The sequence below is a fragment of the Micromonospora sp. HM5-17 genome, from assembly GCF_003762835.1.
In the GTDB taxonomy this organism is placed as follows: Bacteria; Actinomycetota; Actinomycetes; order Mycobacteriales; family Micromonosporaceae; genus Plantactinospora.
The window spans coordinates 59,221-85,961 of record NZ_RJWA01000004.1 but is presented as its reverse complement, the minus strand read 5'-3'; the positions used below and the strand labels follow the sequence as shown (position 1 = coordinate 85,961).

Below are 26,741 nucleotides of genomic sequence, written 5' to 3'. Positions count from 1 at the left end.
GCCCCGCCCGGCGCCGACCGGGGCTGCGGCCCGAGCCGTCCGGCCCCGGCCTGGCCCGACCCACCGGGCCGTCGGCTGAGAAGATGGACCTACCCATTGTTGCCGACGCCGCCGCCATCGCCCGTAGGAGATCGCCACCGGTGCCCGAGACGCCCACCACATCCGCACCTGCCGCCCCGGTCTTCCCACCCGGGCGGTACGGCCGCCGACGCGCGGCCCGACGGCGACGCCCCTGGATTCCGGCGCTGCTGGCGGCCGTGCTGATCGCGGTGATGGTGGTCGTCTCGTTCCGGCTCTACCGGCAGTACGGCGACCCGAGCTACGACGCCCAGGTGATCACCTACACCGAGATCACCGATTCGCAGGTGGTGATCGACTTCCAGGTCACCGTGCCCGAGGGCGGGGCCGCGGTCTGTCTGCTCCGCGCCCGCTCGAAGGACGGCGTCGAGGTCGGCCACGAGGAGGTCCGGGTGGTCGCCGGGCCGGGGCAGCGGCACGTGACGGTCCGACACCGGCTCGCCACCACCGCCCGCCCGATCCTCGGCGAGGTGCTCCGCTGCCGTCCGGCGAACTGACCGGGCCGGGCTGCCTCGCGCACTGACCAGGCCCGCGGCTGACCGAGCGGCCGGGCTGAGCGGGCCGAGCACCAAACCACACAGACTACTACGACAATGGCCAAACCGGACCGGCATCGCCGGCTTCCGAGGTACGCCGGGAAGTGCGTCCCGCCGTCGCCGCACCCCGCCCGGGATCACGGACGGCGAAAAATGACGTGCCGTCCGGTGCGTAGTCCACTGGTAACTTGGTAATTCGTCCCTGTCCGCCTACGAGTACCCGAGGAGATCATCTGTGTCCACGACCGACCGCGAGGCGGCCACCTGGCTGTCCCAGGAGGCCTACGACCGGCTGCAGGCGGAGCTCAACGAGCTGATCGCCGCTCGGCCGGTCATCGCCGCAGAGATCAACGCCCGGCGTGAAGAGGGGGACCTCAGGGAGAACGGCGGCTACCACGCCGCCCGAGAGGAACAGGGCAAGCAGGAGGCCCGGATCCGGCAGCTCCAGGAGCTGCTCCGCACGGCCAAGGTCGGCGAGGCGCCCGCCGCGGACGTGGTCGCGCCCGGCTGCGTCGTCACGATCCACTTCGACGACGACACCGACGACACGGAGACCTTCCTGCTCGGTTCCCGGGAGATCGCCGCCACCACGGACTTGACCGTCTACAGCCCGGAGTCCGCCCTCGGCAAGTCCATCCTCGGTGCCCGGCCCGGCCAGACCGTGACCTACACCGCGCCCAGCGGTGCCGAGATCAAGGTCACGGTGGTCCGTTTCGAGCCGTACAGCGGCTGATCTCCCACCTCGGCGAACAGACGTGAGCGCTCAGCCGGCTTCGGCCGGCTGGGCGCTGTCGTTGTGGCCACCCAGGCCCGGTCAGGGCGCCTCAGCCCGGCGGGGCGACGTCGACCTGATAGCCGCTGCCGCGAAGAGCGCCGATCAGTCGGTCGGAGTGCTCCGCGCCCCGGGTCTCCACCGAGAGCGCCACCTCCACCTCGCCGAGCCGCAGGTGCGGGTTGTGCCGCTGGTGCACGACGTCGACCACGTTGCCCCGGTGCTCGGCGATCAGGCCGAGCAGCGAGGCCAGCTGCCCGGGCCGGTCGGCACAGCGCACGGTGATCCGAAGGAACCGCCCGGCCGACGCCAGCCCGTGCTCGATGAGCCGCAGCATCAGCAGCGGGTCGATGTTGCCGCCGGAGAGCACCGCCACCACCGGCGGCTCGACCGGCACCGTACCGGCCATCAGCGCGGCGACGGCGGCGGCACCGGCCGGCTCCACCACCTGCTTGCCGCGCTCCAGCAGCATCAGCAGCGCACGGGAGATCTCCTCGTCCGAGACGGTGACGACATCGTCGACCAGTTTGCTCACGTGCGCGAAGGTGAGTTCGCCGGGCCGACCGACCGCGATGCCGTCGGCGATCGTCGCGTACGTCGGCAGCCGCACCGGAGCGCCGGCGGCGAGCGAGGGTGGGAACGCCGCCGCCCCGGCCGCCTGGACCCCGATCACCCGGACCTCCGGGCGCAGCGCCTTCGCGGCCACCGCGATTCCGGAGATGAGCCCACCGCCCCCGACCCCGGCGACGATGGTGCGGACCTCGGGGCACTGCTCCAGGATCTCCAGCGCCACGGTGCCCTGCCCGGCGATCACGTCGGGGTGGTCGAACGGGTGGATGAAGACCGCCCCGGTCCGCTCGGCGAACTCCTGCGCCGCCTCCAGCGACTCGTCGACGGTGGCACCGACCAGTTCGACCCGGGCGCCGTACCCCTTGGTGGCCGCGACCTTCGGGAGTGGCGCGCCGGTCGGCATGAAGACCGTGGCGGCGGCGCCGAGCAACCCGGCCGCGAGCGCCACCCCCTGGGCGTGGTTGCCGGCGCTCGCGGCCACCACACCCCGCTCCCGCTCGGCCGCGGAGAGCCGGGCGATCCGGACGTACGCCCCGCGGACCTTGTACGACCCGGCCCGCTGCACGTGCTCGCCCTTGAGCCAGACCGGCCCGCCGAGCGCGGCCGTCAGCGGCCGGGACGGCTCCAGCGGAGTGGTCCGGACGACGTCGGCAAGCAGTTCCCGCGCCGCGGTGACCTCGGCGAGTCCGACCAGCTCCGTCATGCCCCCGATCGTCGCATCACTCCTGGGGGGCGGGCCACGTCGCCGGCATCGCCATGCCGGGCATCACAGGCCCGGTCTGGGTGCCCCGCGCCATCCGGGCGTGCTGCGCCCGGGAGACCCGGACGACGAGCAGGATGAACACCACCGCCGCCAGCACCCCGGCGGCCAGGATCGGCAGGTTCCGGACCAGCGCCTGCTCGTAGTACTCGACCCAGGTGGCGAAGTCCTTGGCGGTCAACAGCAACGGCAGCTCGTCGTACTGCCACAGGTCGTACCGGTAGACGGCCTGGCCGCCCCAGTAGTAGACGAGGAACGGCAGCCACCAGACCCAGACGAGCCGCGGGGTGCTGTTCCGGAACAGGCTGGCCCGGGCGATGTCGGCCATCACCCTGAACGGGATGACGAGGTTGGCGAACGGCACGAACCAACCCCCGATCGCCCAGCCGGTACGCAGTTCGGGCACCGAGCCGGCGAACGCGTCGAGGTTCGCCCGGGCCCGGTAGAACCAGACGATGACCAGCGCGATCGCCGCCAGCCGGGTGCCGAGCTGCACGAGGCTCAGCAGGCCCTCCACCGCGTCCAGCCGGCTCTCCACGGCCAGGGCCTCGATCGGGTCGCCGTCGACGCTGGACTGCGTGGACCGGATCAGTCGGGCGCCGGCCAGCGGCCACAGCAGCAGCAGCGCCGCGTCGGCCAGCAGCGCCACCGCGACGGCACCGCCGGCGGCCAGGCCGAGACCACGCACCGAATAGGTACGGACGTCGGGCAGCACCGCCGGCTGACCGGCCGGCGTGTAGCAGGTGGGGCAGTCGGATCTGCCGGTCGGAATCTCGGTGTCACAGGTGTGGCAACGCATGGTTCCCCGTATCTCCTGGGCCTCGATGAGGGCGACCACCATAGTGGACGGACGAACCGACAGCCACCCGCCGCGAACGCCTCGGCCGGCCTGCCCCGAACGGGACGCGTCGACAGCCGGGCGGCCCGCCGGCCCGACGGCACGGACGCCGGGCCGGCGTCCCGAGCGGCGGGCGGAATGCTCGGGACGCCGGCTCCGCCCGCTCAGCTCGTCCGGGTCGGCACCCGGGGAAAGCCCGGCGCGTGCCGCTGCCACGGCGCGGCCAGCTCGAACTGGCCGGCGACCCCGAGCAGCAGCAGCTCCGATCCGGGCGGACCGACGAGCTGGACTCCGACCGGCAGTCCGTCCGGACGGAGCCCGACCGGCACCACCAGCGCCGGCAGACCGGCGACGTTCCACGGTGCCGCGTACGGGGCGTACCGGATGCAGGCCAGCAGGTTCGCCTGCCAGGACCGGCGCGACCAGGCGACCGCCGGGGGCGGGACGCTGGCCAGAGCCGGGGTGAGCAGCAGGTCCACCGAGTGGTCGGCGAAGAAGGCGATCGAGCGTTCCCGCCAGGCAACCCGGTCCTGTTCCCGGACCAGGCCACGCCGTTGCGCCCAGGCGCCCAGCGCCACGTGGCGACGGCTGCGCCGCTGCAACCCGCTCCGGTCGACGCCGGCCTCCTCGACGGCGCGGGTGGCGCAGGCGAGCCAGGTGGCGATCCCCCGGATCCCGAGCGAGGTCGAATAGACCGGATCCACGCTGACCGTGTCGTGGCCCGCCGCCGCCAGCAGCCGGGCGCCGGCCGCCACCGCGTCCCGGTTCGGCGGATCGGGGCGGACGCCGGCGACCGGCGACCGGAGCGAGACGGCGACCCGCAGCCGCTCCGGTGGGACCAGCTTCTCCGGGCGCCGGCCGGCCAGGACCGCGAACCCCACGGCGGCGTCGGCCACGGTGGTGGCGAGGATGCCGTGTTCGGCGAGGCCGAACCAGTCGTCGGCAGGAAGCTGGCACGGCACCACACCCCGACCGGGCTTGAGCCCGACCAGGCCGCAGCAGGCGGCCGGGATCCGGACCGAGCCGAGGCCGTCGTTGCCCTGGGCGATCGGCACCATGCCGGAGGCGACCGCGGCGGCGGCTCCGCCGGACGAGCCGCCCGGGGTGCGGTCCGGCCGCCACGGGTTGCGGGTCACCGCCGTCCCGTCGTCGGTGGTGGCGAAGAGTCCGAGCTCGGGCATCCGGGTCGCCCCGAGGATGATCGCACCGGCCCCGCGTAACCGCCGGACCACCTCGTGGTCGGTCTCGGCGACCGGGGTACGCACGGCTTCCGACCCGTTCCAGGTCGGCAACCCGGCCACCGCGGTGTTCTCCTTGATCGCCACCGGCACACCGGCCAGCGGCAGGTTCGCCAGATCGTCCTGCTCGTCGACCTTCTCCGCCTCGACGATCGCCTCGCCGCCACGCACCGCCCGGAACGCGGCGACGTCGCGATCTGCCCGCGCGACGTGCTCGAGGTGATCCGCCACCACCTGGGTGGCGGAGGTGTCACCCCGACGGACCGCTCGGGCGATCTGCTTCGCGGTCGCGCCAACCCAGGTCGGCATCATCTCCTGCACGGCCACCTCCCCATCGGCTTCTCCGCAGCGCCGCCCGAGCGGGCGGGCCAGCTCCCACCCTGCCCTACGGCCGGGCCGAACCGCGCCATCCCACGCGGTCCGCCCCGGGACCGTACGGCTCCGGCGGCGGTCAGCCGAGCGCCTGCTCCAGGTCCGCGAGTAGGTCGTCGGCGGTCTCGATGCCGACAGACAGTCGCACGAGATCGGCGGGAACTTCAAGCGCCGAGCCGGCAGCACTTGCGTGCGTCATCCGGGCCGGGTGCTCGATCAGCGACTCGACGCCGCCGAGTGACTCGGCGAGGACGAAGAGTTTCGCCCGGTTGCAGATCTGTACCGCGTGCTCCTCGCCCCCGGCGGCCCGGAACGAGATCATGCCGCCGAACCGCCGCATCTGCTTGGCGGCGATCTCATGCCCCGGATGGTCCGGCAACCCCGGGTAGAGGACCTGGGCGACCGCCGGGTGTTTGCTGAGGTACTCCGCGATCCGCTCGGCGTTGTCGCAGTGCCGGTCCATCCGGACGCCGAGGGTCTTGACCCCGCGCAGGGTGAGCCAGGCGTCGAACGGCCCGTTGACCGCCCCCATCGCGTTCTGGTGGTAGCGGAGTTCCTCGCCGAGCGCGGTGCTGGCGGTGACCAGGGCGCCACCGACCACGTCGGAATGACCGCCGACGTACTTGGTGGTGGAGTGAACGACGATGTCCGCGCCGTGCGCGATCGGCTGTTGGAGGTACGGCGAGGCGAAGGTGTTGTCGACCACGAGCAGCGCGTCCACGTCGTGGGCGAGCGTGGCCAGCCCGGCGAGGTCGGCGATGCCGAGCAGCGGGTTGGTCGGGGTCTCCGCCCAGATGATCTTCGTCTGGCCGGGGCGGAGCGCTGCCCGGACGGCGTCGAGGTCGGAGATCCGGGCCGGAGTCCAGGAGACCCCCCAGCGCTGTGCCACGCGGGCGAAGAGCCGGTACGTCCCGCCGTACGCGTCGTCCGGGATCACCACGTGGTCGCCCGGCCGGCAGACCGTCCGCAGGACCGCGTCCTCGGCGGCCAGGCCGCTGGCGAAGGTCAGCCCGACCTGCCCACCCTCCAGCGCGGCGAGGCACTCCTGGAGCGCGTCCCGGGTCGGGTTACCCGAGCGGCTGTACTCGTAGCCGAGCCGTGGGTCGCCGACGGCGTTCTGCGCGTACGTGCTGGTCTGGAATATCGGTGGCACCACCGCGCCGGTCCGGGCCTCCGGCTCCTGGCCGGCGTGGATGGCAAGTGTCTCGAAGCCGTGACTCATTTCTGTGAGGCTAGTCTTTCCCTGATGGCGGCCTGCGTCTTCTGCGGCATCGTGGCGGGTTCGGTGCCGGCGTTCCGGGTGGTCGACACTCCGGCCGGGGTGGCGTTCCTCGACACCCGGCCGGTGTTCAAGGGGCACGTGCTGGTGGTGCCCCGGGACCACGTCGAGACCCTGGGCGATCTGCCCGCCGCCGACCTGCCGGGATACGCCGCCCTGGTCCAGCGGCTCGCCGTGGCCGTGCCGGCCGGGCTCGGCGCGGGCGGGACCTTCGTGGCGGTCAACAACCGGGTCTCCCAGTCCGTCCCGCACCTGCACACCCACGTGGTACCCCGGACCAGGGGCGACGGCCTGCGGGGCTTCTTCTGGCCCCGCACCCGGTACGCCTCGGACGAGGAGGCCCGGTCGTACGCCGACCGGATCGCCGCCGCGCTCGGATGACCGGCCCGCCCGGGCGCGCCCGCCCAGCGGTGAGCACGCGGACACCCGTCGCCGGCCTCCCCTTGCCCACCGCCACTAGGGTCGTGTGCCGAGACGGGGGAGGTAGGGCATGAATCGGTCAACTAGTCGGATACTGGGCGCGCTACTGGTCACATCTGCTGTCCTGGCACCGACCGGGTGCGACGGGGCCGAGCCGCCGGAGCCGCCCGCATCGGTGGGCACGGTGAAGGTGCTGACCTACAACGCCCGGGGGCTGCTCCGCGACGCCGAGGGCGCCGCCCACGTCGACGGCGACCGGTGGCGGTTCGTGGACGTCCTGGCCGAGCGGATCGCCGCCGAACGCCCGCACATCGTGCTCCTGCAGGAGATCTGCGGCACGCAGGTGGACGAGCTGGCCCACCTGCTCGGCGAACGTCATCCGATGACGGTGGCCACGGTGGCGGACGACGGGGCGCAGCGGAACTGCCCGGCGCCGCGGACCGCCGCGGCCGACCAGGGGCACCGGGGCTACGGCAAGGCGATCCTGACGGTCGGACCCGCGGTGCCGATGGTGCCGCCGGACACCGGCGCGCGGTTCGGCACCGGCTGCGTACGCTGGAGCGGCCAGCCGGGCCTCAAGGCGTGTGTCGTGCACACCTCGGCCGAGGAGGCACCCGGGGTCGGCAGGGCGTTCGCCGCCTGGCACGCGGCGCTGCCCGGGCCGCTGATCCTCGGTGGCGACTTCAACGCCGTGCCGACCGACCGGGAGATGGATCTGCTCTACAGCGACCGGGTGCCGAGCGGCCTGGAGCCGGACACCGGATCCGGTTTCCTGTACGAGGCCGACATGTGCGCGGATCCCGACTGCCGCACCCTGGCCCGGGGTGGCGAGGGAACGCTGGCCCGTTCCCAGCAGCCCGACGCCAAGTTCGACTACCTCTTCGCCGACCACGACCACTTCGCGCCGCGGGCGAGCGCCAACGCGGAGGACACCGACGGAGACTGCGCCGGCAGGGCGTGCTCGGACCACCGGATGCTCTGGGGCGAGTTCCACCTGGAGCGGACCGGTCCGGCGGGCGAGTTGCCGATCGTCGCGGACGGCCGGATCAGCGGGTACGTGCGCCGGGTCGACCCCGAGGCGGGGACCCTGACGTTCGACCCGGCGCAGGTGTTCACGGGTGCGGAGGCGATCGCCCGAGCCTGTGCGGAGGACGGGGTCGACCCGGTCACCGAGTGGTGCCACGACTACTACGTCCGCAACCGGGGGCGGGAGGACCTGGTCCTCCCGCTCGCCCCGGACGCGACGGCGAGGCTCTACTTCACCCCGGGCGTCACCTGCGCCCAGGAGCCGTGTACGGTGCCGCTGACGAGGGCGGCGGCGGTAGCGGCCGAACGCTCCGCCGGTGATCTTCCCGGACTGCTCAGTCACCTCGTGATCAGGGGTGGACAGGTCGCCACCATCGAGCACATCTACACGCCCTGACCACCCGGCGCCCGTCCTGACGGCACGTCCCGAATGGGCCGGATTCGGACGGACCGCCCGAGCCGGGATCCCCGGCGGGCGCGCGCATCACCCGGCCGGGCCACGGCACCCGGGGAGTTCGCCGGGGCGCCCGGAGTGTCATGGCTACGGGATCGCGGGGCGGCGGGTTCGAGGCCGGCCGCCGGGTAAGGAACGGGGTCGGCGCCGCGTTACACCGGGCAGAGGTACGAGAGGAGTTCGACCGTGTTCCTACGGCGTATGAAGGCCGAACTGCCCACCCCCGAGCAGGCCCTGCCCGGCCGGCTGATCGCGATGCCGGTCTCCGACCGCCACGAGGTGCTCGGCACCCCGCTGAAGGGTCCGTGGCCCGCGGGTGCGCAGGTGGCCGTCTTCGGCATGGGTTGTTTCTGGGGCGCCGAGCGGCTGTTCTGGACCCTGCCCGGGGTGATCTCGACCTCGGTGGGCTACGCGGGCGGATACACCCCGAACCCGACGTACGAGGAGGTCTGCTCGGGTCTGACCGGTCACGCCGAGGTCGTGCAGGTGGTCTACGACCCGACGAAGATCGACTACGAGGACCTGCTCAAGGTCTTCTGGGAGAACCACGACCCGACCCAGGGGATGCGGCAGGGCAACGACGTGGGCACGCAGTACCGCTCGACGATCTACGCGACCACGGACGAGCAGTTGGCAGCGGCCCGCGCGTCCCGGGAGGCCTTCGCCCCGATCGTCGCCAAGGCCGGGTACGGCGAGATCACCACGGAGATCGGCCGGCTCGGCGAGTTCTACTACGCCGAGGACTACCACCAGCAGTACCTGGCCCCGACGAAGAACCCGTACGGCTACTGCAACCACGGCCCGAACGGGATGACCTGCCCGGTCGGCGTCGCCCGGACGTCCGCGTAGTCGGGCCGGCACCGGCTGCCGGCCCGCCGGCAGGGTGTCCGGGGGGCGGGGTCCCGCAAACCTCCGTGCGGCCCGGCTCCGCCGGGGCCTCCCGGCCTCCAATCCGGCGCGGGCGCCCGGGCCCGCCCGGGCGTGCGGTCAAAAATCGTTGCCGCCGCCCTACCCCGTGGATAGCGTGGCCGTACACGGGAAAGGAGGTGGTCCGGGCTTTGTATGGCGATAGGACTCGTGAGGTGGCTGTCCGCTAGCCGCTGTCCTTGACAGTTTCGGGTCCGCCGTACGGCGGGCACGTGCCAGAAATCGTCGAGACCGTGTGGCAGCGGTACGGCGAATCCACGTCAGCCACCCGGCCCCCGGGGCGCCGGCCCTTGTCCAGTCGGCGCCTGCGTGACCAGCGTCATGCGGGAACCCCGGGGGTCGACCATTTCCCGGGAGCGTCGTCGTGTCCGTACGCGAGCTGGTGGTGCTGGGCACGGCGAGCCAGGTGCCCACCCGGCACCGCAACCACAACGGCTACGTCCTGCGGTGGGACCGGGAGGTGTTCCTCTTCGACCCGGGCGAGGGCACCCAGCGACAGATGATCGCCGCCGGCGTCGCGGCGAGCGACCTGACCCGGATCTGCGTCACCCACTTCCACGGCGATCACTGCCTTGGTCTGCCCGGGGTGATCCAACGGCTCTCCCTGGACCGGGTCGCCCATCCCATCCACACCCACTTCCCCGCCGCCGACCGCCGGTATTTCGACCGGCTCCGGTACGCCAGCTCGTTCGTGGAGACGGCCGAGGTACGGGAGCTACCGGTGGCCCGGGACGGGCAGAGCTTCGAGACCTCGGCCGGCCGGTTGGAGGCCCGCCGTCTGGCGCACCCCGTCGAGACGTACGGCTACCGGCTGGTGGAGCCGGACGAGCGGCGGATGCTGCCGGAGCGGCTGGCGGCGTACGGGATTCGCGGGCCCGCCGTCGGTGAGCTGATTCGCACCGGCCACCTCGACGTCGACGGGCGCCGCGTCACCCTCGACGAGGTGAGCGCGCCCCGCCCCGGGCAGCGGTTCGCCTTCGTCATGGACACCGGGCTCTGCGACGCGGTCTTCGCGCTGGCGGAACGGGCCGACCTGCTGGTGATCGAGTCGACCTTCCTCGCCGAGGACGCCGCGCTCGCCGCCGAGGTCGGGCACCTGACCGCCGGCCAGGCCGCGCGGGTGGCGGCGGAGTCCGGGGTACGACGACTCGTCCTCACCCACTTCTCCCAGCGGTACGGCGCACCGGGGTCGGGATCGGCGGGGCGCCGGCCGGCGGTCGAGCGCTTCACGGAGGAGGCGCGCGCGGAGTTCGACGGCGAACTCGTCCTCGCGGAGGACCTGATCCGGGTGCCGGTCCCCGCCCGCCGCCTCCCGGGGCACGGCCCGACGGAGGCCGGCGCGACTACGATCGAATGATGGTCACCCTGCGCCCGGCGGTCGCCGATGACCTGCCCGCCGTCGGCGACCTGCACCAACGTTCGCGGGCCGCGGCGTACCGGGAGATCGTGCCGGCCGACGCCCTGGCCTCGGTCTCCGGGGACATGATGGCGGACTACTGGCGGGAGCGCTGGTCGTTCGAGCGGGACAGTCACCTGCTGACGGTGGCGGAACGGGCCGGACGGCTGATCGGTTTCACGTACCTCGGCCCCCACGACCCCCGCGGGCCCGGCTCGGCGGGATTCGGGATCGGCGAGCTGTACGCGATCCACCTTGACCCGGCGGAGCAGGGCCGCGGCGTGGGCCGGGCGCTGATGGTCGACGCGCTGGCGAAGCTGTCCGCCCGGGGGTGGCCGCGGGCCGTGCTCTGGGTCCTCGCCGACAACGTCCGCGCACGCGAGTTCTACGCCCGGGGCGGGTGGCGCCCCGACGGTGGGGAACGACAGGGCGAGATCGGCCCGGCCTCGACCTTGCAGCTCCGGTACGTCCGCGACCTGCCCTGACGACACCGCACCGGGCGCCGAAACCGGTCGAAGCAGGCGTTCCCGCCCGTTCCGACCGGGTCAGCGGGAGTTGAGGTGGGTGAGCAGATCCTGCCGGGTGAGCACGCCCTTCGGCTTGCCGTCGACCAGCACCAGCGCGGCGTCGGACTTCTCCAGCAGCGCGACCGCCTCGCTCACCGGCTGGCCCCCACCGATCATCGGCAGCGGCGGCCCCATGTGCCGCTCGATGGTGTCGTGCAGCTGGGCCTGGCCGGTGAAGAGCGCGTCCAGCAGGTCCCGTTCGGCGATCGAGCCGGCGACCTCGCCCGTCACCACCGGCGGTTCCGCCTTCAGCACCGGCAGCTGGGAGACGCCGTACTCCCGCATGTAGTCGATCGCGTCCCGGACCGTCTCGGTCGGGTGCACGTGGACCAGCTCGGGAATCCCACCGGGCTTGCTGGCCAGCACGTCCGCCACCGTCGGCTCGGTGGCGCTGGTCGCCATGAAGCCGTACCGGGCCATCCAGTCGTCGTTGAAGATCTTCGAGAGGTAGCCCCGGCCGCCGTCGGGCAGGAGCACCACGATGACGTCCTCGGGGTCGGCCTCCCGGGCCACCTTCAGCGCGGCGGCCACCGCCATCCCGCAGGAGCCGCCGACCAGCAGTCCCTCCTCCCGGGCCAGTCGCCGGGTCAGCTCGAACGACGTCTTGTCCGACACCTTGACGATCTCGTCGCAGATCGTCCGGTCGTACGTCTCGGGCCAGAAGTCCTCGCCGACCCCCTCGACCAGGTACGGCCGGCCGGTCCCGCCCGAGTAGACCGAGCCCTCCGGGTCCGCCCCGATGATCCGTACCGTGCCGCCGGAGACCTCCTTGAGGTAGCGCCCGGTCCCGGAGATGGTCCCCCCGGTCCCGACCCCGGCGACGAAGTGCGTGATCTTGCCGCCCGTCTGGTCCCAGATCTCCGGGCCGGTGGTCTCGTAGTGCGAGCGCGGGTTGGCCGGGTTGGCGTACTGGTTCGGCTTCCAGGCGCCGGGGATCTCCCGGGTCAGCCGGTCCGAGACGCTGTAGTACGACCGCGGGTCCTCGGGAGCCACCGCGGTGGGGCAGACCACCACCTCGGCGCCGTACGCCCGCAGCACGTTCTGCTTGTCCTCGCTGACCTTGTCGGGGCAGACGAAGATGCAGCGGTAGCCCTTGAGCTGCGCCACCAGCGCCAGCCCGACCCCGGTGTTGCCGCTGGTCGGCTCGACTATCGTGGCGCCGGGCCGGAGCAGGCCGGCCGCCTCCGCCTCCTCGACCATCCGCAGCGCGATCCGGTCCTTGACCGAGCCACCCGGGTTGAAGTACTCGACCTTGGCCAGGACGGTCGCCGAGATCCCCTCGGTCACCCGGCGCAGCCGGACCAGGGGCGTGTCGCCGATCAGCTCGATGACGTTGTCGTAGTAGCGCACCTCGTTGTGCCCTTCTCGGTGCTCGCCGGCCGGACGGCACGCGGCCCGAGCACGGTCGGTGCGACAGGGCGTGCGCGGTCGGGGCGACGGATGGCGGATGTCAGAGCAAGCGTACGTGCCCAACGCCCGGTACGGGACCGGGACCCTCGGCCCGGGCCGCCCGGCCGCTGACCCGGCCCGGGCCGGCGCCAGCCCGCCCCGGCCGGGGTGTCAGCCCACGCCGACGGCTTCAGCCCACGACCGTGCCGGGGATGACGCTGGCGCGCCGGGCCTCCCAGGCGAGGAAGCGCTCGGTCTCGGCCAGCACCGCCCCGGCGAGCCAGGCCACCACGAGCGCGTCGTCGGCGAGCCCGAAGAGCAGCGTCATCAGCTCGGGCATGACGTCGATCGGAGAGACCACGTAGGCGACGGCCGCCGACATCAACAGGAGCCGCAGGCCGCCGTCGTACTCGCCGCGCAGGGTCGCCCGGATCATCCGCGGCAGGGCGCCGAGCCGGCGCGCCAGGGAGGGGCCACCCCGGGAGCCGACGGTCAGCGCCTGGAGCAGTGCCCGGAATGCAGCGGTACGCGTGAGTTTCCTGACCATCTCGGTGCCCCTCTCCTCGCCTGGATTCATGATGCATCCGCGGACAAGTCATCGCCCGGCGTGACGGAGCCGGCCCATCACGCGGGCCCGCGGTACGCGGCCACCGCGCGGGGCCCGAGGTCCGAGCCCACCGGGCGGGCCCGCGATCCGGCGAAACGCCGACAGCGCGGGACCAGGGAGCCGAGATAGTCTCGAAGGTCGCGGGAATACGCGTGACAGGCGGGGGGCCCTTGATGAGTCCGGCCGAATCAGTGCAACGGACCCGGTCGCCGTGGCGGGTGGCCCGTCAGGTGGCGAAGGCGACGGCCGTCGGGGTGGGCGTGACCGCGGTCGGCACCGTGGCGACGACGGGACTGCTGGTCGCCCAGGCCCGACAGGCCCGGCGGGTGATTCCGCTCGCCGAGGCCCCGCCGCCGCGCGGGGACGGCGTCTACGGCGCCAAGTTCCCCGGTACGCCGATCACGATGGTGATCCTCGGCGACTCCTCCGCCGCCGGGTACGGCGTACACCGCCCCCGGGAGACGCCCGGGGCGCTGCTGGCCACCGGCGTGTCCCGACGGCTGCGCCGGCCGGTCCGGCTGTACCGGTTCGCCGTGGTGGGTTGCCTCTCGGCGGGGCTGGGTCCGCAGGTCGACGCCGCCCTGGAGCACAGTCCGGATCTGGCGGTGATCCTGATCGGCGGCAACGACGTGACGAACCGGACCCCGATCCCGGTCGCGGTCCGACACCTCGTCGACGCGGTACGCCGGCTGCGCGCCGCCGGCACCGAGGTGGTGGTGGGTACCTGCCCCGATCTCGGCGCGATCCAGCCGATCAAGCCGCCGCTGCGGTGGCTGGCCCGCCGGTGGAGCCGACAGCTCGCCGCCGCACAGACCGTCGCGGTCGTGGAGGCGGGTGGCTGGACGGTCTCCCTGGGCGACCTGCTCGGTCCCCGGTTCGCCGCCGAGCCCACCCGGTTGTTCTCCTGGGATCACTTCCACCCGTCCGCCGAGGGCTACGCGGTCGCCGCCGCCGCGATGCTGCCGACGGTCCTGGCCGCGCTCGGCGCCGGCCCGGTGCGGCAGACCGCGCTCGCCGGGGACCGGGGCGTACGGTCGCTGCCGGAGGCGGCGCACGAGGCTGCCCGGCACGCCGGCACGGAGGTACGCGGGATCCGGGTCGGTGGCCGCGACCGCGGGCCGCGCGGGCGGTGGGCGCAGTTGCGCCGGAGGAGAGGCTGGTTCGGCCACGCGCGGTCCGGAGAGTCGGCGCCCGGCTCGGCGGAGCGGACAGCACCACCGGGCGGGACGCCCCCACTGCACCTCGGTACGGCGTCGCGAACCGCGTCTTCGGAGCCTTCGGCGCGGCGGGATGGCGCGGCGGCGTCCACGGTGGAGGAGCCGGCATGACGGAGCGGGGAACGACCGGAGCGGTGCCGTCCGGGCCGCCACTGGGCACCCGGGTGGTCCGCGCCGCCGCGGCCACGCTGCTCGCCGGTACGGTCGCCGGGCTCGCGCTGCTGGCCGGGGAGGCGTTCGTGGCTCGCAACCGACGGTACGCGCAACCCGAACTCGGCATGGCGCTGCGGTCCACGGTCGGCCGTACCGGCGCGCCTCCGCTGCGGCTGGTCCTGCTCGGCGACTCCGCGGCGCTCGGCGTGGGGGTGGACCGGGTGGAGGACACCGTCGGCGGGCAACTCGCGCGACTGCTGTCGGAGGGCGCCGGTCCGGCCCGGGTCGAGCGCCAGGTCTGGCTCTCCAGCGTCGGGGTCTCCGGTTCGCGCTCCACCGACCTGGCCACCCAGGTGGCCCGGGCCCTGCTCGGCGAGCGTCCGGACGTGGCGGTGATCCTGATCGGCGCCAACGACGTGGTCACGCTGCGGCGACCGGGTGAGGCGGCGGCCCACCTGGGGACGGCGGTACGACGGTTGCGGGCGGCCCGGGTCCGGGTCGTGGTCGGCACCTGTCCGGACCTCGGCGCGGTCCGGGCCTTCGCCCCGCCGCTGCGCCAGCTCGCCGGATGGTTCGGTCGTCGGATCGCCCAGGCCCAGGCCGTCGCGGTCGTCGAGGCCGGCGGCACGGTGGTGGATCTCGCCGCGGAGACCGGCGCGGTGTTCAGGGCCGACGCGGGGACCCTCTGCCACGACGGCTACCACCCCTCCGCCGACGGCTACCGGCTCTGGGCGCACGCCCTGCTCCCGGCGGTCGCCCGGGCCGCCGCCGGTACCCGGCAGGCGTAGCCACGGCCGGCGCGCGCACCGTCCCCCACCGCCGGCAGCCTGCGGGAACGGCCACGGCGCCGGGCCGGGATCAGGTGGCGATGCCCACGGCCTGCCGGATCGAGCCGAGCTCGTCGACGGCGCGGAGCAGGTAGTGGGCGACGTCCGCCCGCGGCACGAAGGCGCCCCGGCGCAGGTTCCGTCCGTAGGCCGTCCGGTAGACCCCGGTGAGCGGCCGATCGGTGAGCCGGGGTGGTCGGACCACGGTCCAGTCGAGCCCGCTGTCGCGGAGCATGTCCTCCATCACCGCGAGGTCGGCGTACTGCCGGCGAAGCACGAGTTTGACGGCCGGCGTGAGCAGGTTCCGCATGAGGAATCCCTCGCCCGGATCGCGCCGGGGTGGGTGGGGGCGGCCGGGTGACGGCACCGTCGAGACCGGGGCGGCGCTGACGACGAGGATCCGGCGCACCCCGGTGGCCCGCATCGCGGCGATGATCGCCCCGGTGCCCCGGGAGGTCACCCCGGCCTCCGCCCCCGACCGGGGGCCGAGGCCGGAGATGACGGCGTCGGCGCCCGCGACCGCGTCGGCGAGCACCGCCGGGTCGGGGGTGGCCAGGTCGGCGGCCACCACACGCACGGGCCGGTCGGTGGCGGGCAGCTTCGCCGGGTTCCGTACCACCGCCGTCACGTCGTGACCGGCGGCGACGGCCTGGCTCAGCACGTGCCGACCGATCCCACCGGTGGCCGCGACGACGGTGAGCCGCATCTCACCTCCTAGTTGGTGAGTGTTTACTCACCACAGGGTAGTAAGCACCCACGACCTGTCAAGCCCGCGCTGTCCCGCCGCCTGCTTGCGCGGCCGTCCCGCGTCGCCGCCCATACTGTCCGACCGCGGGTCGGGGTTAACGTTGGTTCATGTCGACGCTGTCCCCCCGCGACGCCGTCATCGTCGCCACCGCCCGCTCCCCGATCGGCCGCGCCCACAAGGGATCCCTCCGGGAGCTACGCCCCGACGACCTCGCGGCCACCATCGTCCGGGCCGCCCTCGACAAGGTGCCACAGCTCGACCCGACCGAGATCGACGACCTCTACCTCGGCTGCGGCCTGCCCGGCGGCGAGCAGGGTTTCAACATGGCCCGGGTCGTCGCGACCCTGCTGGGACTGGACACCGTCCCCGGCGCCACCGTCACCCGGTACTGCGCCTCCTCGCTCCAGACCACCCGGATGGCGTTCCACGCGATCCGGGCCGGCGAGGGCGACGTCTTCGTCTCCGCCGGCGTCGAGTGCGTCTCCCGGTCCGTCCGCGGCACCTCGGACAGCCTGCCCCCGGAGGCGCAGGCGTTGGTCGGTGGCGACTGGCGAAACCCCCGGTTCGACGCCGCCCGGGCCCGCTCCGCCACGCGGGCCGCCGGTGGCGCTCCGAACTGGCACGATCCGCGGCTGGACGGCGAACTGCCGGACATCTACCTGGCGATGGGGCAGACCGCGGAGAACGTCGCCCAGGCGTACGACATCAGCCGGGCCGAGATGGACGAGTTCGGCGTACGCAGCCAGAACCTGGCCGAGAAGGCGATCGCCGACGGCTTCTGGGCCCGGGAGATCACCCCGGTCACCGTCCCCTCCGGAGAGGTGGTCACCGCCGACGACGGACCCCGATCCGGCGTCACCCTGGCCGGGGTGGCCGCACTCAAGCCGGTGTTCCGGCCCGACGGGCGGGTCACCGCCGGCAACTGCTGCCCGCTGAACGACGGCGCGGCGGCGGTGATCGTGATGAGCGCGGCGCGGGCCCGGGACCTCGGGATCACCCCGCTCGCGCGGATCGTCTCCACCGGCGTCACCGCCCTGTCCCCCGAGATCATGGGGCTCGGTCCGGTGGAGGCCTCCCGGCAGGCGCTGCGTCGTGCCGGCATGACCATCGACGACGTCGACCTGGTCGAGATCAACGAGGCGTTCGCCGCGCAGGTGATCCCGTCGTACCGCCAGTTGGGCGTGCCGCTGGAGAAGCTCAACGTGATGGGCGGCGCGATCGCGGTCGGGCATCCGTTCGGTATGACCGGGGCCCGGATCACCGGCACCCTGCTCAACGCGCTCGAGTGGCACGACCGGACCATCGGACTCGAGACCATGTGCGTCGGAGGCGGCCAGGGTATGGCGATGATCCTCGAACGACTGAGCTGAGCGCGGCGCTACAGGGCCGCCCGGGTCGCCGAGGCCGCGTCGACCGCCTCGGCGAGGATGTCCGGCGGCGGATCCGCGGCGAGGAGGTCGGCCGTCACCACGCGAAGCTGGTCGGGCAGGGCCAGGTCGTTCTCCAGCCGGGGTACGGCCCGACGCGGCCGACGCTCCGCGTCGGCGCAGAGGTCGGCGAGGAGTTGCACGAGCCGGTGTACGACGTCGGCCCGGCGGTCGCCACCGGCACGGGCCGGGGTCGCCCAGCGGGGTGCCGTCCAGTGGCCGACCTGGTTGACCAGCAGGTCGACCTCGCGCCGTAGCGCGGCGGCCGGCTGGTCGGACTCGGCGGGGATCATCGCGGCCGAGTCTACGACCCGGTCGGCCCGGTCGAGCGGATCCGGTGCGGAAGCGGCGGCCGGTCGCGCGGATCCGGCGTGGGAACGGCGGCGCGGCGGCGGAAACGGGGCATCGTCCGGCCGGAGCTGCTCGGCAGACGAAGCCGACGTCCCGGGTCTCCTCAGCGCCGGACGTAGGAGATCAGCCGGAGGAGCTGCCAGTAGAGGAAGACCAGGCCGACCAGCAGGCCGAAGGCGCAGTACCAGGCGTACCGGGTGGGAAGGCCGGCCTGGACGCTCCGCTCGATCAGGTCGAGGTCGAGGATGAAGGTCAACGCGCCGACCGTGATGCAGACCAGGGCGAAAACGTACGGCAACCAGCCGACCCGGCTGCCGGTGCTGTAGACCACCAGGATCTGCCGGCCAGCGATCAGGTAGATCGCCAGGTTGACCAGGCCCAGCACCACCACCCCGAGCAGGGCGCCCACCACCAGTCGGGTGAACCGTGGGGTGGCGCGGAGCACCCGCAGGCCGTACAGGAGGGACATGCCGAGGAAGACGGCGAAGGTGCCGACCACGGCCTGCACCACGATTCCGGGGTAGACCGCCTCGAAGCCCCGGCTGGCGACGCCGAGCAGGATCCCCTGCAGCACGGCGTACCCGCCGATCAGTACCGGGTTGGTGATCCGCCGCACCGAGATCACCAAGGCCAGCACCAGGCCGGCGAGCGCCGAGCCGAGGGCCGCGACCCCGGCCCACCCGGCGGGAACGGCCATCCAGGCGGTCGCGCCGACGATCCCGGTCAGCACCAGCAGGGCGCCGGTACGGGGCACGACGTCGTCGACGCTCATCGCCCGCGCGCCCACGGCGCCGAGGAGTTGGTGCTCGTCCCGGGCGGTGTCGGGCAGCCGGGTGAGCACCGGGTTCGCACTCTCCACGGCTTAGGTTAACAAGTGCGGCATTTGTCCATCGGGAACCTCGTTCCCGTCAGCCACCAGAACCGGAGCCGCCGGCCGGGGTCGCGACAGAGGCGGGGCCGCGCACCGTCCCCGCCCGAGATCGCCCGGTAGAGACGACGACGCCCGCCCCCGGCAACGGGGCGGGCGTCCGGATGGTCCTCGGTCGGGCGACCGGGTCAGGGTCAGTCGTCGCCCTGCAGGTAGCTCAGCAGGCGCAGGACCTCGATGTAGAGCCAGACCAGGCTGACCAGGATGCCGAACGCCGCGCTCCACGCGTAGCGTTGCGGCAGGCCCATCCGCACGCCCTCCTCGACCTCGTGGAAGCTGAGGACGAAGCTGAGCGACGCGATCACGATGCAGATCAGGCTGAACCCGATCGCCACCGGACCGCCGCTGCGGATGCCGGTGTCGATGTCGGTGGTCAGGGTGAGCACGAAGTTGATCAGCATGACCGCGAAGACGCCGACCATCGCCGCGAGCAGGCCACGAACGAACTTCGGGGTGGCCCGGATGACCCGGAACTTGTACAGCGCGGTCATCAGGAAGAAGATCCCGAAGCTCGCGATGACGGCCTGCAGGACGATGCCCTGGTAGCCCGCGATCTCCTGGAAGAACTTGCTGACCATGCCGACGAAGACGCCCTCGACGACGGCGTACGCGACCACGAGCGCCGGGTTCGCCACCCGCATGAACGAGATCACCAGGCCGAGCACGAGGCCGACCACGGCGGCGCCGATCCAGGCCGCTCCGACAAGCGCGTCCGGCACCAGCACCCAGGCGGCGGCCGCGGTGAGCCCGGTGATGCCGAGCAGCATGACGGTCTTGACGACGACGTCGTCGATGGACATCGGCTGTACGGTGGGCGGCGCGGCCGGATAGCCCGCCGCGGTCGGGTACGGCTGCCCGTATGCGCCGGCCGGGGCGTACCCGGCGGCCCGTTCCCGCTCGGCCGCCTGACCGAGTCGGGCCAGCACCGGGTTGGACGTCTTCACTTTGTCAAGCCTCCTGAGGGTCGGTACACGGTGACCGTGCCATACCAAGGGTAACGGTCAATGGCGACATTGGGGAGATCGACGCCACCGCCCAGGCTGGTAGGGGACTCCGGGGACGGAAGGGGGCCACGGGTCGGGAACCGGGCTCACCGCCGATGCGGGGCGCCCGTCCGGGCTCGGGTCGGCAGCGAGCCCAACCTGGGCACGGCTCGTCCCCGCCGTGACCGGAATCGCGGACCACAATCCCGCCGGCGAGCGGGAGCGCAGCCACGCGGGCGCTGCGTGCCCGGGGCGGGGCTCGAACCCGCACGCCTTGCGGCAGCCGCTTTTAAGGCGGCCGTGTCTGCCTTTCCACCACCCGGGCTGGGCGGCACCGGACGCCGTCGACGTCCGGTGCCTGCCACGGTAGCGGGTGAACGCCGACCGGGCGCGCCCAGTCGCGCGATCGACGCTAGGGTCGGTGACGTGACCAGCACAGCCCGCGCGGCACAGGACACCGCCTCCGGCCCGGCCACCCTGGACAGCGACACCGACCGCCCGCGACCCTCGGCTCGCTGGACCCGATGGGTCGCGGCGCTCCGCCGACACCGACTCGATGGAGGGATCTGCCTGTTCTTCGTGGCCGCGGCCGGCTGGCTCACCAACGGACTGTGGCTGGACCCGACCAACCGGACCCTGTCGCTCAACCCCGACGACCAGATCCTCATCGAGTGGTTCATGGCGAACAACGCCCGCTTCATCCTGGGCGACTTCGCACTGGTCAGCAATCGGCTCAACGTGCCGGACGGGTTTAACATGCTGGCCAACGCCACGATGATCGTGCCGGGCGTGCTGCTGACGCCGGTCACCCTGCTGTTCGGGGCGGGCACGACGTTCGCGGTACTGATCACCGGCAACCTGGCCGCGACGGCGATCGGCTGGTACCTCGTCTACTCCCGGACGCTCGGCGCCCACTGGCTGCCGGCAGCGGTCGGCGCGGCCTTCTGCGGCTTCGGCCCCGGAATGATCTCGCAGTCCAACAGCCATCCGCACATGACGGCCCAGTGGCTCGTGCCGGCGCTGGTCTGGTGCGTCGTTCGGATGGTCCAGCTGGCCGCGGGCGGTCCGACCCCGGAAACCGGCGGCGGCCCGACGCGATCGCCCGATCCGGCCGCCACCCGGCGGCGGCTCCTCGGGCTGGCCGTACTCCTCGCCGTCCTGGTGAGCACCCAGGTGTTCGTGGGCGAGGAGGTACTCTTCCTGACCGCCGCCGCGCTGGCCCTCATGACGGTCGGCTACGCTCTGGCCGCCCCCCGGTACGCCCGGCAGGTGTTTCCCCGGTTCGCCCTCGGCCTGCTGATCGCCGGCGGCCTGGCCGCCGCGGTGCTGGCCTACCCGCTCTGGACGCAGTTCTACGGCCCGCAGAGCGTGCCGAACGGGGCCTTCAGCCCCGACCACTTCTCGGCCGACCTGGCGAGTTATCCGGCGATCTCGCCGCTCTCCATCGCCGGCTCGCCGGAGGCGGCCCGGCTGAGCACCGGACCGTCCGAGTACAACACCTTCCTCGGCCTGCCGCTGTTGCTGGTCGCCGCCGGCTTCGCCGGATGGCTGCGGCAGCGCCCGCTGGTCGTCGCGCTGGTGTTCACCGGCGTCGTCTGCGCCTGGCTCTCGCTCGGCCCCCGGATCCTGGTCAACGGCACGCGCACCGGCATCTGGGCCCCGTACGAGCTGCTGCGGGACCGGCCGGTCATCGAGGGCGCGCTGCCGATGCGCTTCGCCCTGGTGCTCATCCCGCTCATCGCCACCCTGCTGGTGCTGGCACTGGACCAGGCCCGTCGGTCACCCGGTCTCGCCCGGATCGTGGTGCCGGTCGCCACCGCGGCCGCGCTGATACCGATCGCACCGGCTCCGCTGCCGACCACCGATCGCGAACCGGTGCCGGCCTTCATCAGCGGCGGACACTGGCGGACCTGCGCCCCCGGCGACGGGGTGCTCGTGCCGGTGCCGCTGCCCACCCCCCGGGAGCCGGCCACCATGCGCTGGGCCGCCGCGGCCAACGCCGAGTTTCGACTGCCGGAGGGCTTCTTCATCGGCCCGTACGGAGCCGACGGCAAGGCGTCGCTGGGCACCTACAAACAACCCACCTCGGCGCTGCTCGACAAGGTTGCCACCACCGGTCAGCCGCCCGACGTCAGCGAGGCCGACCGCGTACAGGCGGCCCGGGACGTGGCGTACTGGGGAGCCTCCTGTCTGGTGTTGGCCGACACGCAGCGCAACGCGCCGGCGCTGCGGCAGACCCTGGAGGCGCTGTTCGGGCCCGGTGAGCACGTCGTCGACGCCTGGATCTGGCGGGTGGGCTGACGGCGCGCCGACCGACCCGGGTCGGTCGGCGCGCCGGAACCCGGCCACGGCGGGCCGCTCGGCCCCGGCGCCGGCTAGCCGGGGGTCTCCGCGACGGCGAACACGGACTGCCCGAACGGCACCGGGATCCGCCGTTCGACCCGGCGCAGCACCGGTACGCAGAGGCGGTCGTAGATCCTCAGCGGTATGCCCTCGCGCGGTTTGCCGCCCAGCGCCTTGACCAGCAGCAGCCAGCCGAGAAGTCCGATCGAGTTGACGTAGTGCACCCGGAGCGGCCGCAGCCCCGCCGCCCGCAGGGCCGCATCCATCGACTTGACCCGATACCGACGGAAGTGGCCGATCTCCCGGTCGAACCTGCTCATCGCCTGCTCGAACGCGGGCACCACCAGCACGATCCGGCCGCCCGGCCGGACCAGCCGGCCGAACGCGCGCAACGCCGCCACGTCGTCCTCGATGTGTTCGAGCACGTTCAGCGCGACCACGGCGGAGTAGTTGGCGGTCTCCCGGATCGGTACGGTCAGTTCCCGCACCCGGACCCGGGGGTGCCCGGCGAACCGCTCGGTGAGCTGGGCGAGCCGCCCCGGGTCGGCCTCTGAGGCGGTCACCGTACGGCCACCGGCCGCCCAGAGCGCGGCGGCGTCACCGAGCCCCGAGCCGATCTCCAGAGGGTCGTCCCCCAGCCACGGCTCGGTCAGTGAGGTGAGCCACCTCGTGTAGTTGACCGCCGTGCGCAGGTCCTCCAACACCTCCGACTGGAGGACGGTGGCCTCCTCGAGCGTCGCCGGCGCCCGCGCGTCACTCCGGGCACTCACGCCGCAGGGCGAGGGTCGCGCTCGGCCGTGGCCGGCTCGCCTGGTCTCTTCGCGGTGGTGACGATTCGACTGCGGGACATCTCGACTCCTCGTCGGGGCGGACCAAGCCGGGTTCGCCGATGAAGACGGGCAAGGATATCCAGGACGGCGACAGCGCGGCAACCTGCGGTTCGGGGCCGCGAACGCGGCGGGGCGCAGAGCCGCCGGTCGATTCCTGCCCAGCCTCGCCCGGTGCCCCGGACGGGGGTGCCCGCCGGAGTTCCTAGCGCTCCCCCGTCCGGGCCGGCACGGCCGAACTCGCCTCGACGAACTCCTCGCGCGGGTCGTGCAACTGGCCGAGCGCCACCACCTCGCGGCGGAGGAAGAAGGCAAGGGTCCAGTCGACCACCACCCGGACCTTGCGGTTCAGCGAGGGGATCCGGCTCATGTGGTACGTCCGGTGCATGACCCAGGCCGGGAACCCCTTGAGCTTGATCCCGTAGACCTGGGCGACGCCCTTGTGCAGGCCGAGGCTGGCCACGCTCCCGGCGTGCCGGTGCCGGTACTCGACCGGGGTACGGCCCCGGATCACCGCCCGGATGTTGTCGGCCATCCGGACCGCCTGCCGCACCGCGTGCTGCGCGCTCGGCGAGCAGTAGTTGCCGGGCGGCTTGGTCAGGTCCGGCACCGCGGCGCAGTCGCCGGCGCTCCACGCCCCCTCCACGACCGTGCCGTCCCGGACCACCTGGAGGGTCGGCAGGCAGGTGATGCGGCCGCGGTCGTCCCGGGGCAGGTCGGTGTGCTCCAGCATCGGCGAGGGCTTGACCCCGGCCGTCCAGACGATCGTGTCGGCCCGGAAGCTGTCCCCGTCGGAGAGCCGGACCAGGCCGTCGACGCACGACTCGAGCCGGGTGTCGAGGCGGATGTCCAGGCCGCGCTTGAGCAGCTGGGCGACGGTGTAGGCGCCCATGTCCCGGTCCACCTCGGGCAGCACCCGCTGGGTGGCCTCCACCAGCACCCAGTGCATCTCCTCGGGCCTCAGCTCCGGGTAGTACCTGAGCGCGTCCCGGGCCATGTCCTCCATCTCGGCCAACGCCTCGATACCGGCGTACCCACCACCGACGAAGACGAAGGTCAGCGCGCAGCGCCGGACGTCCGGATCGGGGGTGGCGGCGGCGACGTCGAGCCGGTCCAGAACGTGGTTGCGCAGGTAGATCGCCTCGCCGATGGTCTTGAAGCCGATGCCGTGCTCCTTCAGCCCCGGGATCGGCAGGGTCCGGGAGACCGAGCCGGGAGCTACGATGACGTGGTCGTACCGGATCTCCCGGGCCGGGCCGATGATCGGTTGCACGGTCGCGGTCCGGCGGGCGTGCTCGATCCGGGTGACCGACCCCGCGACGACCGTGCATCGGCGCAGCTCCCGACGCAGCGGCACCACGGTGTGCCGGGGCGAGATGTTGCCGGCCGCCGCCTCGGGCAGGAACGGCTGGTAGGTCATGTGCGGCTGCGGGTCGACGACGATGACCTCGGCCTCCCACGACCGGAGCTTCTTCGACAGGCGCAGGGCCGCGTACAGCCCGACGTGCCCGGCACCTACCACGAGGATCCGCTGCGGCTTCACAGCTCCATCTTTCCCCGGCAGCACGGTGCGTGCTCGGCAGATGTGGTCTTCTGTGACTGAGGACGCCCGGTGAGCCGCGTGACGCTCACGATGATCTTGGTCGATGTCTGCTCAGCGCCGACGGAGCAGCCAGCCGAGCAGTGTGGCGGCGAGGACCGCGAGGGCGAGCCCGCCGAGCAGTGCGGCGACGAGGCTCCGGTCGCCCCACCGACCCTCGACGCCGAGCAACGGCACCGCGAGCACCGCCGCGGCGAGCACCACCCCCAGGGCCCGGGAGATCCACCGGGCCACCGCCTCGGGAGCCACCACCGCGTCGTACGACAGCACGGCGGCCAGCGCGGCGAGGCTGTGGGTCAGGTAGAGGAGGGCGGCCAGCGCGAACAGCCGCCACAGCTCGACCCGCTGGCCGTACCAGCCGGTGGCGACCACCCAGGCGGCCACGGCCGCCAGGATCACCACCGTCGGCCACGACCGCCGCGGCGCCACCGCGGGGACGAGCGCGACGATCGCCAGCAGGCCGACGGCCCGGGCGTCGAGGGCCCGGACCGGGTACGCCACCACCAGCGACAACAGCGCGCAGAGGAAGACGCCGCCGCGTACCAACAGCGGGGTGGCGGTGATCCGACCGATCGCCGCGGAGATCTCCCTGACCCGGTTCACCACCGCGCTCCTCCGTCCCGTACCGCCGTCCGCCGCCCGGTCATCCGCGTCACCGCAGCCCCGGCCGCGGCGCCGAGGCGAGCCGGGCCACGTCCCGCAGCACCAGGTCGAGACTGCCGGCCCCGGCCCAGGCGACCACCGGCACCCCGTGCTCGCGAAGCTGGCCGATGGTGGTGTCCCGGTCCAGTCGCCACAGCCGGTACGCCACCTCCGTCCACTGCCCGGAGCCGGGCGGCGTGACCGACGCGGGCAGCGTGTCGACCGCCACCACGAACCGGCCGGAGCGGGCCAGCCGGGCCAGCATCGCCGCCGAGCGGGGATCCACCAACGGGGTGAGGACCACGACCAGGGCGTTCGAGGAGAGCAGGTGCGGTCCGAAGACCTGGTCGTACGGCTCGAACGGCGAGTGCTCGACGGCGACGTCGAGAAGCCACTCCAGCACGGTCAGGTACTGCCGACGGCCGGTCGCCGGCCGGAGCCGGCGTGCGGAGGGGCCGTACTCGAGCAGCGAGACCCGGTCGCCCCGGTGCAGGTAGTGTTCGGCGATCGCCGCGGCGGCCCGGACGCAGGTGTCCAGCACCGAGGCGCTGCCCCGGACCCCGCCGGAGCGCCCCGCCTCGGCCAGGACGTCGAGGAGCAGCACCACCTCGGCGTCCCGGTCCGAGAGCATCGCGGCGACGTGCAGCTGCCGGGCCCGCAGCGAGACCCGCCAGTCGATCCGGCGCAGCCGGTCCCCGGGGCCGAAGATCCGGACCCCGGCGAGTTCGCCGCCCTCGCCCGGGCGTCGGGACCGGTGGCCGCCGACCAGGCCGGCCGCCCGGGGCATCGCCTCGTCGGCGTCGAACGGCTCGGTGACCGGATAGACGGAGACGGGCCGGGGCTCGGCGACCACGATCCGGCTCACCAGCAGCCCGTCGCAGGCGGCGGCCCGGACCACGGCCGGCCCGACCGGGTGCCGCCCCCAGCGCAACGTCTCCCCGCTCAGCACCAGGTCGGCCAGGGTACCGGCGGGCACGCTGAACCCGTACGGCCGGTCGGTGGCGTTCCGCCGGCCGGACCGGGCCGCGGCGTCCTCACCGGGGTCGCGCTGCTGTGGGGCGTCCACCGCGGACGCGTCGGTGGCGACGTCGACCCGGTCGACGCGCAGCCACGGCGAGACCGCGGTACGGGTCAGCACCAGGTCGTACCCGACCTCGTCCCGGTTCACGACCCGGATCGCGGCGGCCAGCGGCCCTCCCTCCACCAGGTTGGTGTCGTCGGCGCCGATGGCGACCTCCGGCGGATGCTCGGGTCGGCGCCGCAGCGCCCACGCGGTGCCGAGCGCGAACGGCGCCGCGAGGACGACGAGGTCGACCCGGCCGAGCAGCGCCCCCGCGATCAGGAGCAGGCCGGTGAGCAGGACCGCCCGGCCGAGCGCCCGGGTGGGGGTCCACTCCGCGGGCGCCGGCACGTCCTCCTCGGCCGGGGCGGCCCCCCGCTGTTCCGGGACGGCCGGCCGCAGGACCG

The 26,741-nt window shown here is 73.4% G+C and carries 24 protein-coding genes, 1 tRNA gene and 1 pseudogene; 11 read left to right on the top strand and 15 right to left on the bottom strand.

The genetic code is table 11. The features are described from left to right. Nucleotides 1-140 precede the first annotated feature (140 nt). Nucleotides 141-575: a DUF4307 domain-containing protein gene (locus EF879_RS13910; RefSeq protein WP_233604451.1), complete on the top strand. Its 435-nt coding sequence runs from the start codon at nucleotides 141-143 to the stop codon at nucleotides 573-575. A 274-nt stretch (nucleotides 576-849) separates the two neighbouring features. Continuing rightward, nucleotides 850-1,347, top strand: coding sequence for a transcription elongation factor GreA (gene greA / locus EF879_RS13905; protein WP_123558643.1), 498 nt, complete (start codon nucleotides 850-852; stop codon nucleotides 1,345-1,347). A 91-nt stretch (nucleotides 1,348-1,438) separates the two neighbouring features. On the opposite strand, the gene ilvA is transcribed toward greA, so the two are convergent. The 4 genes from ilvA to EF879_RS13885 form a co-directional block, all read right to left on the bottom strand. After that, nucleotides 1,439-2,659, bottom strand: coding sequence for a threonine ammonia-lyase (gene ilvA, locus EF879_RS13900; RefSeq protein WP_123558641.1), 1,221 nt, complete (start codon nucleotides 2,657-2,659; stop codon nucleotides 1,439-1,441). Between the two features lie 16 nt (nucleotides 2,660-2,675). Then, nucleotides 2,676-3,515 carry a DUF4328 domain-containing protein gene (locus tag EF879_RS13895; RefSeq protein WP_158624170.1) on the bottom strand — a complete coding sequence of 280 codons (840 nt, stop codon included), beginning with the start codon at nucleotides 3,513-3,515 and terminating at the stop codon, nucleotides 2,676-2,678. Between the two features lie 203 nt (nucleotides 3,516-3,718). Beyond that, nucleotides 3,719-5,119 (bottom strand): amidase, encoded by a 1,401-nt coding sequence (locus EF879_RS13890; RefSeq protein ID WP_123558637.1) that lies wholly within the window; start codon nucleotides 5,117-5,119, stop codon nucleotides 3,719-3,721. Between the two features lie 124 nt (nucleotides 5,120-5,243). Next, entirely contained in the window at nucleotides 5,244-6,386 is a 1,143-nt protein-coding gene (locus EF879_RS13885) for a cystathionine gamma-synthase (RefSeq protein ID WP_123558635.1), read from the bottom strand. Nucleotides 6,387-6,410: 24 nt separating this feature from the next. Here EF879_RS13885 and EF879_RS13880 point away from each other — a divergent pair, with 24 nt between their 5' ends. From EF879_RS13880 to EF879_RS13860, 5 genes are all read left to right on the top strand, one after another. Further along, nucleotides 6,411-6,824: an HIT family protein gene (locus EF879_RS13880; protein ID WP_123558632.1), complete on the top strand. Its 414-nt coding sequence runs from the start codon at nucleotides 6,411-6,413 to the stop codon at nucleotides 6,822-6,824. A 223-nt stretch (nucleotides 6,825-7,047) separates the two neighbouring features. After that, complete coding sequence (locus EF879_RS13875; protein WP_158624169.1) at nucleotides 7,048-8,286, top strand: endonuclease/exonuclease/phosphatase family protein; 1,239 nt, start codon at nucleotides 7,048-7,050, stop codon at nucleotides 8,284-8,286. 243 nt (nucleotides 8,287-8,529) lie between these two features. Beyond that, entirely contained in the window at nucleotides 8,530-9,192 is a 663-nt protein-coding gene (gene msrA / locus EF879_RS13870; RefSeq protein WP_123558628.1) for a peptide-methionine (S)-S-oxide reductase MsrA, read from the top strand. Between the two features lie 442 nt (nucleotides 9,193-9,634). Then, nucleotides 9,635-10,627, top strand: a complete 993-nt coding sequence (locus tag EF879_RS13865; RefSeq protein WP_123558626.1) for a ribonuclease Z — start codon at nucleotides 9,635-9,637, stop codon at nucleotides 10,625-10,627. Further along, nucleotides 10,624-11,151, top strand: coding sequence for a GNAT family N-acetyltransferase (locus EF879_RS13860; protein WP_123558624.1), 528 nt, complete (start codon nucleotides 10,624-10,626; stop codon nucleotides 11,149-11,151). Before EF879_RS13865 ends, EF879_RS13860 begins: the two co-directional genes overlap by 4 nt. A gap of 60 nt (nucleotides 11,152-11,211) precedes the next feature. On the opposite strand, the gene EF879_RS13855 is transcribed toward EF879_RS13860, so the two are convergent. Both EF879_RS13855 and EF879_RS13850 read right to left on the bottom strand, forming a co-directional pair. Next, the gene (locus EF879_RS13855) at nucleotides 11,212-12,582 is read right to left on the bottom strand and encodes a cystathionine beta-synthase (protein ID WP_123558623.1); all 1,371 of its coding nucleotides are present in this window, start codon (nucleotides 12,580-12,582) and stop codon (nucleotides 11,212-11,214) included. Nucleotides 12,583-12,811: 229 nt separating this feature from the next. Then, the gene (locus EF879_RS13850; RefSeq protein ID WP_123558621.1) at nucleotides 12,812-13,168 is read right to left on the bottom strand and encodes a YkvA family protein; all 357 of its coding nucleotides are present in this window, start codon (nucleotides 13,166-13,168) and stop codon (nucleotides 12,812-12,814) included. A gap of 233 nt (nucleotides 13,169-13,401) precedes the next feature. On the opposite strand from EF879_RS13850, the pseudogene EF879_RS13845 reads away from it, so the two are divergent. Further along, nucleotides 13,402-14,383: pseudogene (locus tag EF879_RS13845) on the top strand (SGNH/GDSL hydrolase family protein); the annotation flags it as partial. Nucleotides 14,384-14,552: 169 nt separating this feature from the next. Then, nucleotides 14,553-15,386 (top strand): SGNH/GDSL hydrolase family protein, encoded by an 834-nt coding sequence (locus EF879_RS13840; protein WP_123558619.1) that lies wholly within the window; start codon nucleotides 14,553-14,555, stop codon nucleotides 15,384-15,386. A gap of 70 nt (nucleotides 15,387-15,456) precedes the next feature. Here the strand turns inward: EF879_RS13840 and EF879_RS13835 are convergent, their stop codons facing one another. Next, nucleotides 15,457-16,131 (bottom strand): NAD(P)-dependent oxidoreductase, encoded by a 675-nt coding sequence (locus EF879_RS13835; RefSeq protein WP_123558617.1) that lies wholly within the window; start codon nucleotides 16,129-16,131, stop codon nucleotides 15,457-15,459. A gap of 149 nt (nucleotides 16,132-16,280) precedes the next feature. Between EF879_RS13835 and EF879_RS13830 the strand changes: the two genes are divergently transcribed. Continuing rightward, the gene (locus EF879_RS13830; RefSeq protein WP_123558615.1) at nucleotides 16,281-17,543 is read left to right on the top strand and encodes an acetyl-CoA C-acetyltransferase; all 1,263 of its coding nucleotides are present in this window, start codon (nucleotides 16,281-16,283) and stop codon (nucleotides 17,541-17,543) included. A gap of 8 nt (nucleotides 17,544-17,551) precedes the next feature. Here EF879_RS13830 and EF879_RS13825 read toward each other — a convergent pair whose 3' ends face one another. The 4 genes from EF879_RS13825 to EF879_RS13810 all read right to left on the bottom strand — a co-directional run bounded on the left by EF879_RS13825 (nucleotide 17,552) and on the right by EF879_RS13810 (nucleotide 20,187). Then, on the bottom strand, nucleotides 17,552-17,893 hold the full coding sequence (locus EF879_RS13825) for a hypothetical protein (RefSeq protein ID WP_123558613.1): 342 nt from the start codon (nucleotides 17,891-17,893) through the stop codon (nucleotides 17,552-17,554). A 161-nt stretch (nucleotides 17,894-18,054) separates the two neighbouring features. Continuing rightward, the gene (locus tag EF879_RS13820) at nucleotides 18,055-18,810 is read right to left on the bottom strand and encodes a Bax inhibitor-1/YccA family protein (protein ID WP_123558611.1); all 756 of its coding nucleotides are present in this window, start codon (nucleotides 18,808-18,810) and stop codon (nucleotides 18,055-18,057) included. A gap of 203 nt (nucleotides 18,811-19,013) precedes the next feature. Beyond that, nucleotides 19,014-19,823: a Bax inhibitor-1/YccA family protein gene (locus EF879_RS13815; protein ID WP_123558609.1), complete on the bottom strand. Its 810-nt coding sequence runs from the start codon at nucleotides 19,821-19,823 to the stop codon at nucleotides 19,014-19,016. A gap of 283 nt (nucleotides 19,824-20,106) precedes the next feature. After that, nucleotides 20,107-20,187 (bottom strand) — tRNA-Leu (locus EF879_RS13810). 101 nt (nucleotides 20,188-20,288) lie between these two features. Here EF879_RS13810 and EF879_RS13805 point away from each other — a divergent pair. Beyond that, nucleotides 20,289-22,163: a hypothetical protein gene (locus EF879_RS13805; RefSeq protein ID WP_233604450.1), complete on the top strand. Its 1,875-nt coding sequence runs from the start codon at nucleotides 20,289-20,291 to the stop codon at nucleotides 22,161-22,163. Between the two features lie 74 nt (nucleotides 22,164-22,237). On the opposite strand, the gene EF879_RS13800 is transcribed toward EF879_RS13805, so the two are convergent. The 4 genes from EF879_RS13800 to EF879_RS13785 all read right to left on the bottom strand — a co-directional run bounded on the left by EF879_RS13800 (nucleotide 22,238) and on the right by EF879_RS13785 (nucleotide 26,736). Next, a complete protein-coding gene (locus EF879_RS13800; protein ID WP_233604449.1) occupies nucleotides 22,238-22,975 on the bottom strand; it encodes a bifunctional 2-polyprenyl-6-hydroxyphenol methylase/3-demethylubiquinol 3-O-methyltransferase UbiG in 738 nt (245 codons plus the stop codon). A 262-nt stretch (nucleotides 22,976-23,237) separates the two neighbouring features. Then, on the bottom strand, nucleotides 23,238-24,575 hold the full coding sequence (locus tag EF879_RS13795) for an NAD(P)/FAD-dependent oxidoreductase (protein ID WP_123558607.1): 1,338 nt from the start codon (nucleotides 24,573-24,575) through the stop codon (nucleotides 23,238-23,240). A gap of 111 nt (nucleotides 24,576-24,686) precedes the next feature. Continuing rightward, nucleotides 24,687-25,235 carry a hypothetical protein gene (locus tag EF879_RS13790; protein ID WP_233604448.1) on the bottom strand — a complete coding sequence of 183 codons (549 nt, stop codon included), beginning with the start codon at nucleotides 25,233-25,235 and terminating at the stop codon, nucleotides 24,687-24,689. A gap of 49 nt (nucleotides 25,236-25,284) precedes the next feature. Continuing rightward, nucleotides 25,285-26,736, bottom strand: a complete 1,452-nt coding sequence (locus tag EF879_RS13785; protein ID WP_370375504.1) for a DUF58 domain-containing protein — start codon at nucleotides 26,734-26,736, stop codon at nucleotides 25,285-25,287. Between the last annotated feature and the right edge of the window lie 5 nt (nucleotides 26,737-26,741).

Bases quoted from the DNA above. Each gene is read 5' to 3' on its own strand.
- EF879_RS13840 (WP_123558619.1), top strand. From the start codon at position 14,553: ATGACGGAGCGGGGAACGACCGGAGCGGTGCCGTCCGGGCCGCCACTG.
- EF879_RS13860 (WP_123558624.1), top strand. From the start codon at position 10,624: ATGATGGTCACCCTGCGCCCGGCGGTCGCCGATGACCTGCCCGCCGTC.
- EF879_RS13830 (WP_123558615.1), top strand. From the start codon at position 16,281: ATGTCGACGCTGTCCCCCCGCGACGCCGTCATCGTCGCCACCGCCCGC.
- ilvA (WP_123558641.1), bottom strand. From the start codon at position 2,659: ATGACGGAGCTGGTCGGACTCGCCGAGGTCACCGCGGCGCGGGAACTG.
- EF879_RS13880 (WP_123558632.1), top strand. From the start codon at position 6,411: ATGGCGGCCTGCGTCTTCTGCGGCATCGTGGCGGGTTCGGTGCCGGCG.
- EF879_RS13825 (WP_123558613.1), bottom strand. From the start codon at position 17,893: ATGATCCCCGCCGAGTCCGACCAGCCGGCCGCCGCGCTACGGCGCGAG.
- EF879_RS13835 (WP_123558617.1), bottom strand. From the start codon at position 16,131: ATGCGGCTCACCGTCGTCGCGGCCACCGGTGGGATCGGTCGGCACGTG.
- EF879_RS13885 (WP_123558635.1), bottom strand. From the start codon at position 6,386: ATGAGTCACGGCTTCGAGACACTTGCCATCCACGCCGGCCAGGAGCCG.
- EF879_RS13895 (WP_158624170.1), bottom strand. From the start codon at position 3,515: ATGCGTTGCCACACCTGTGACACCGAGATTCCGACCGGCAGATCCGAC.
- EF879_RS13850 (WP_123558621.1), bottom strand. From the start codon at position 13,168: ATGGTCAGGAAACTCACGCGTACCGCTGCATTCCGGGCACTGCTCCAG.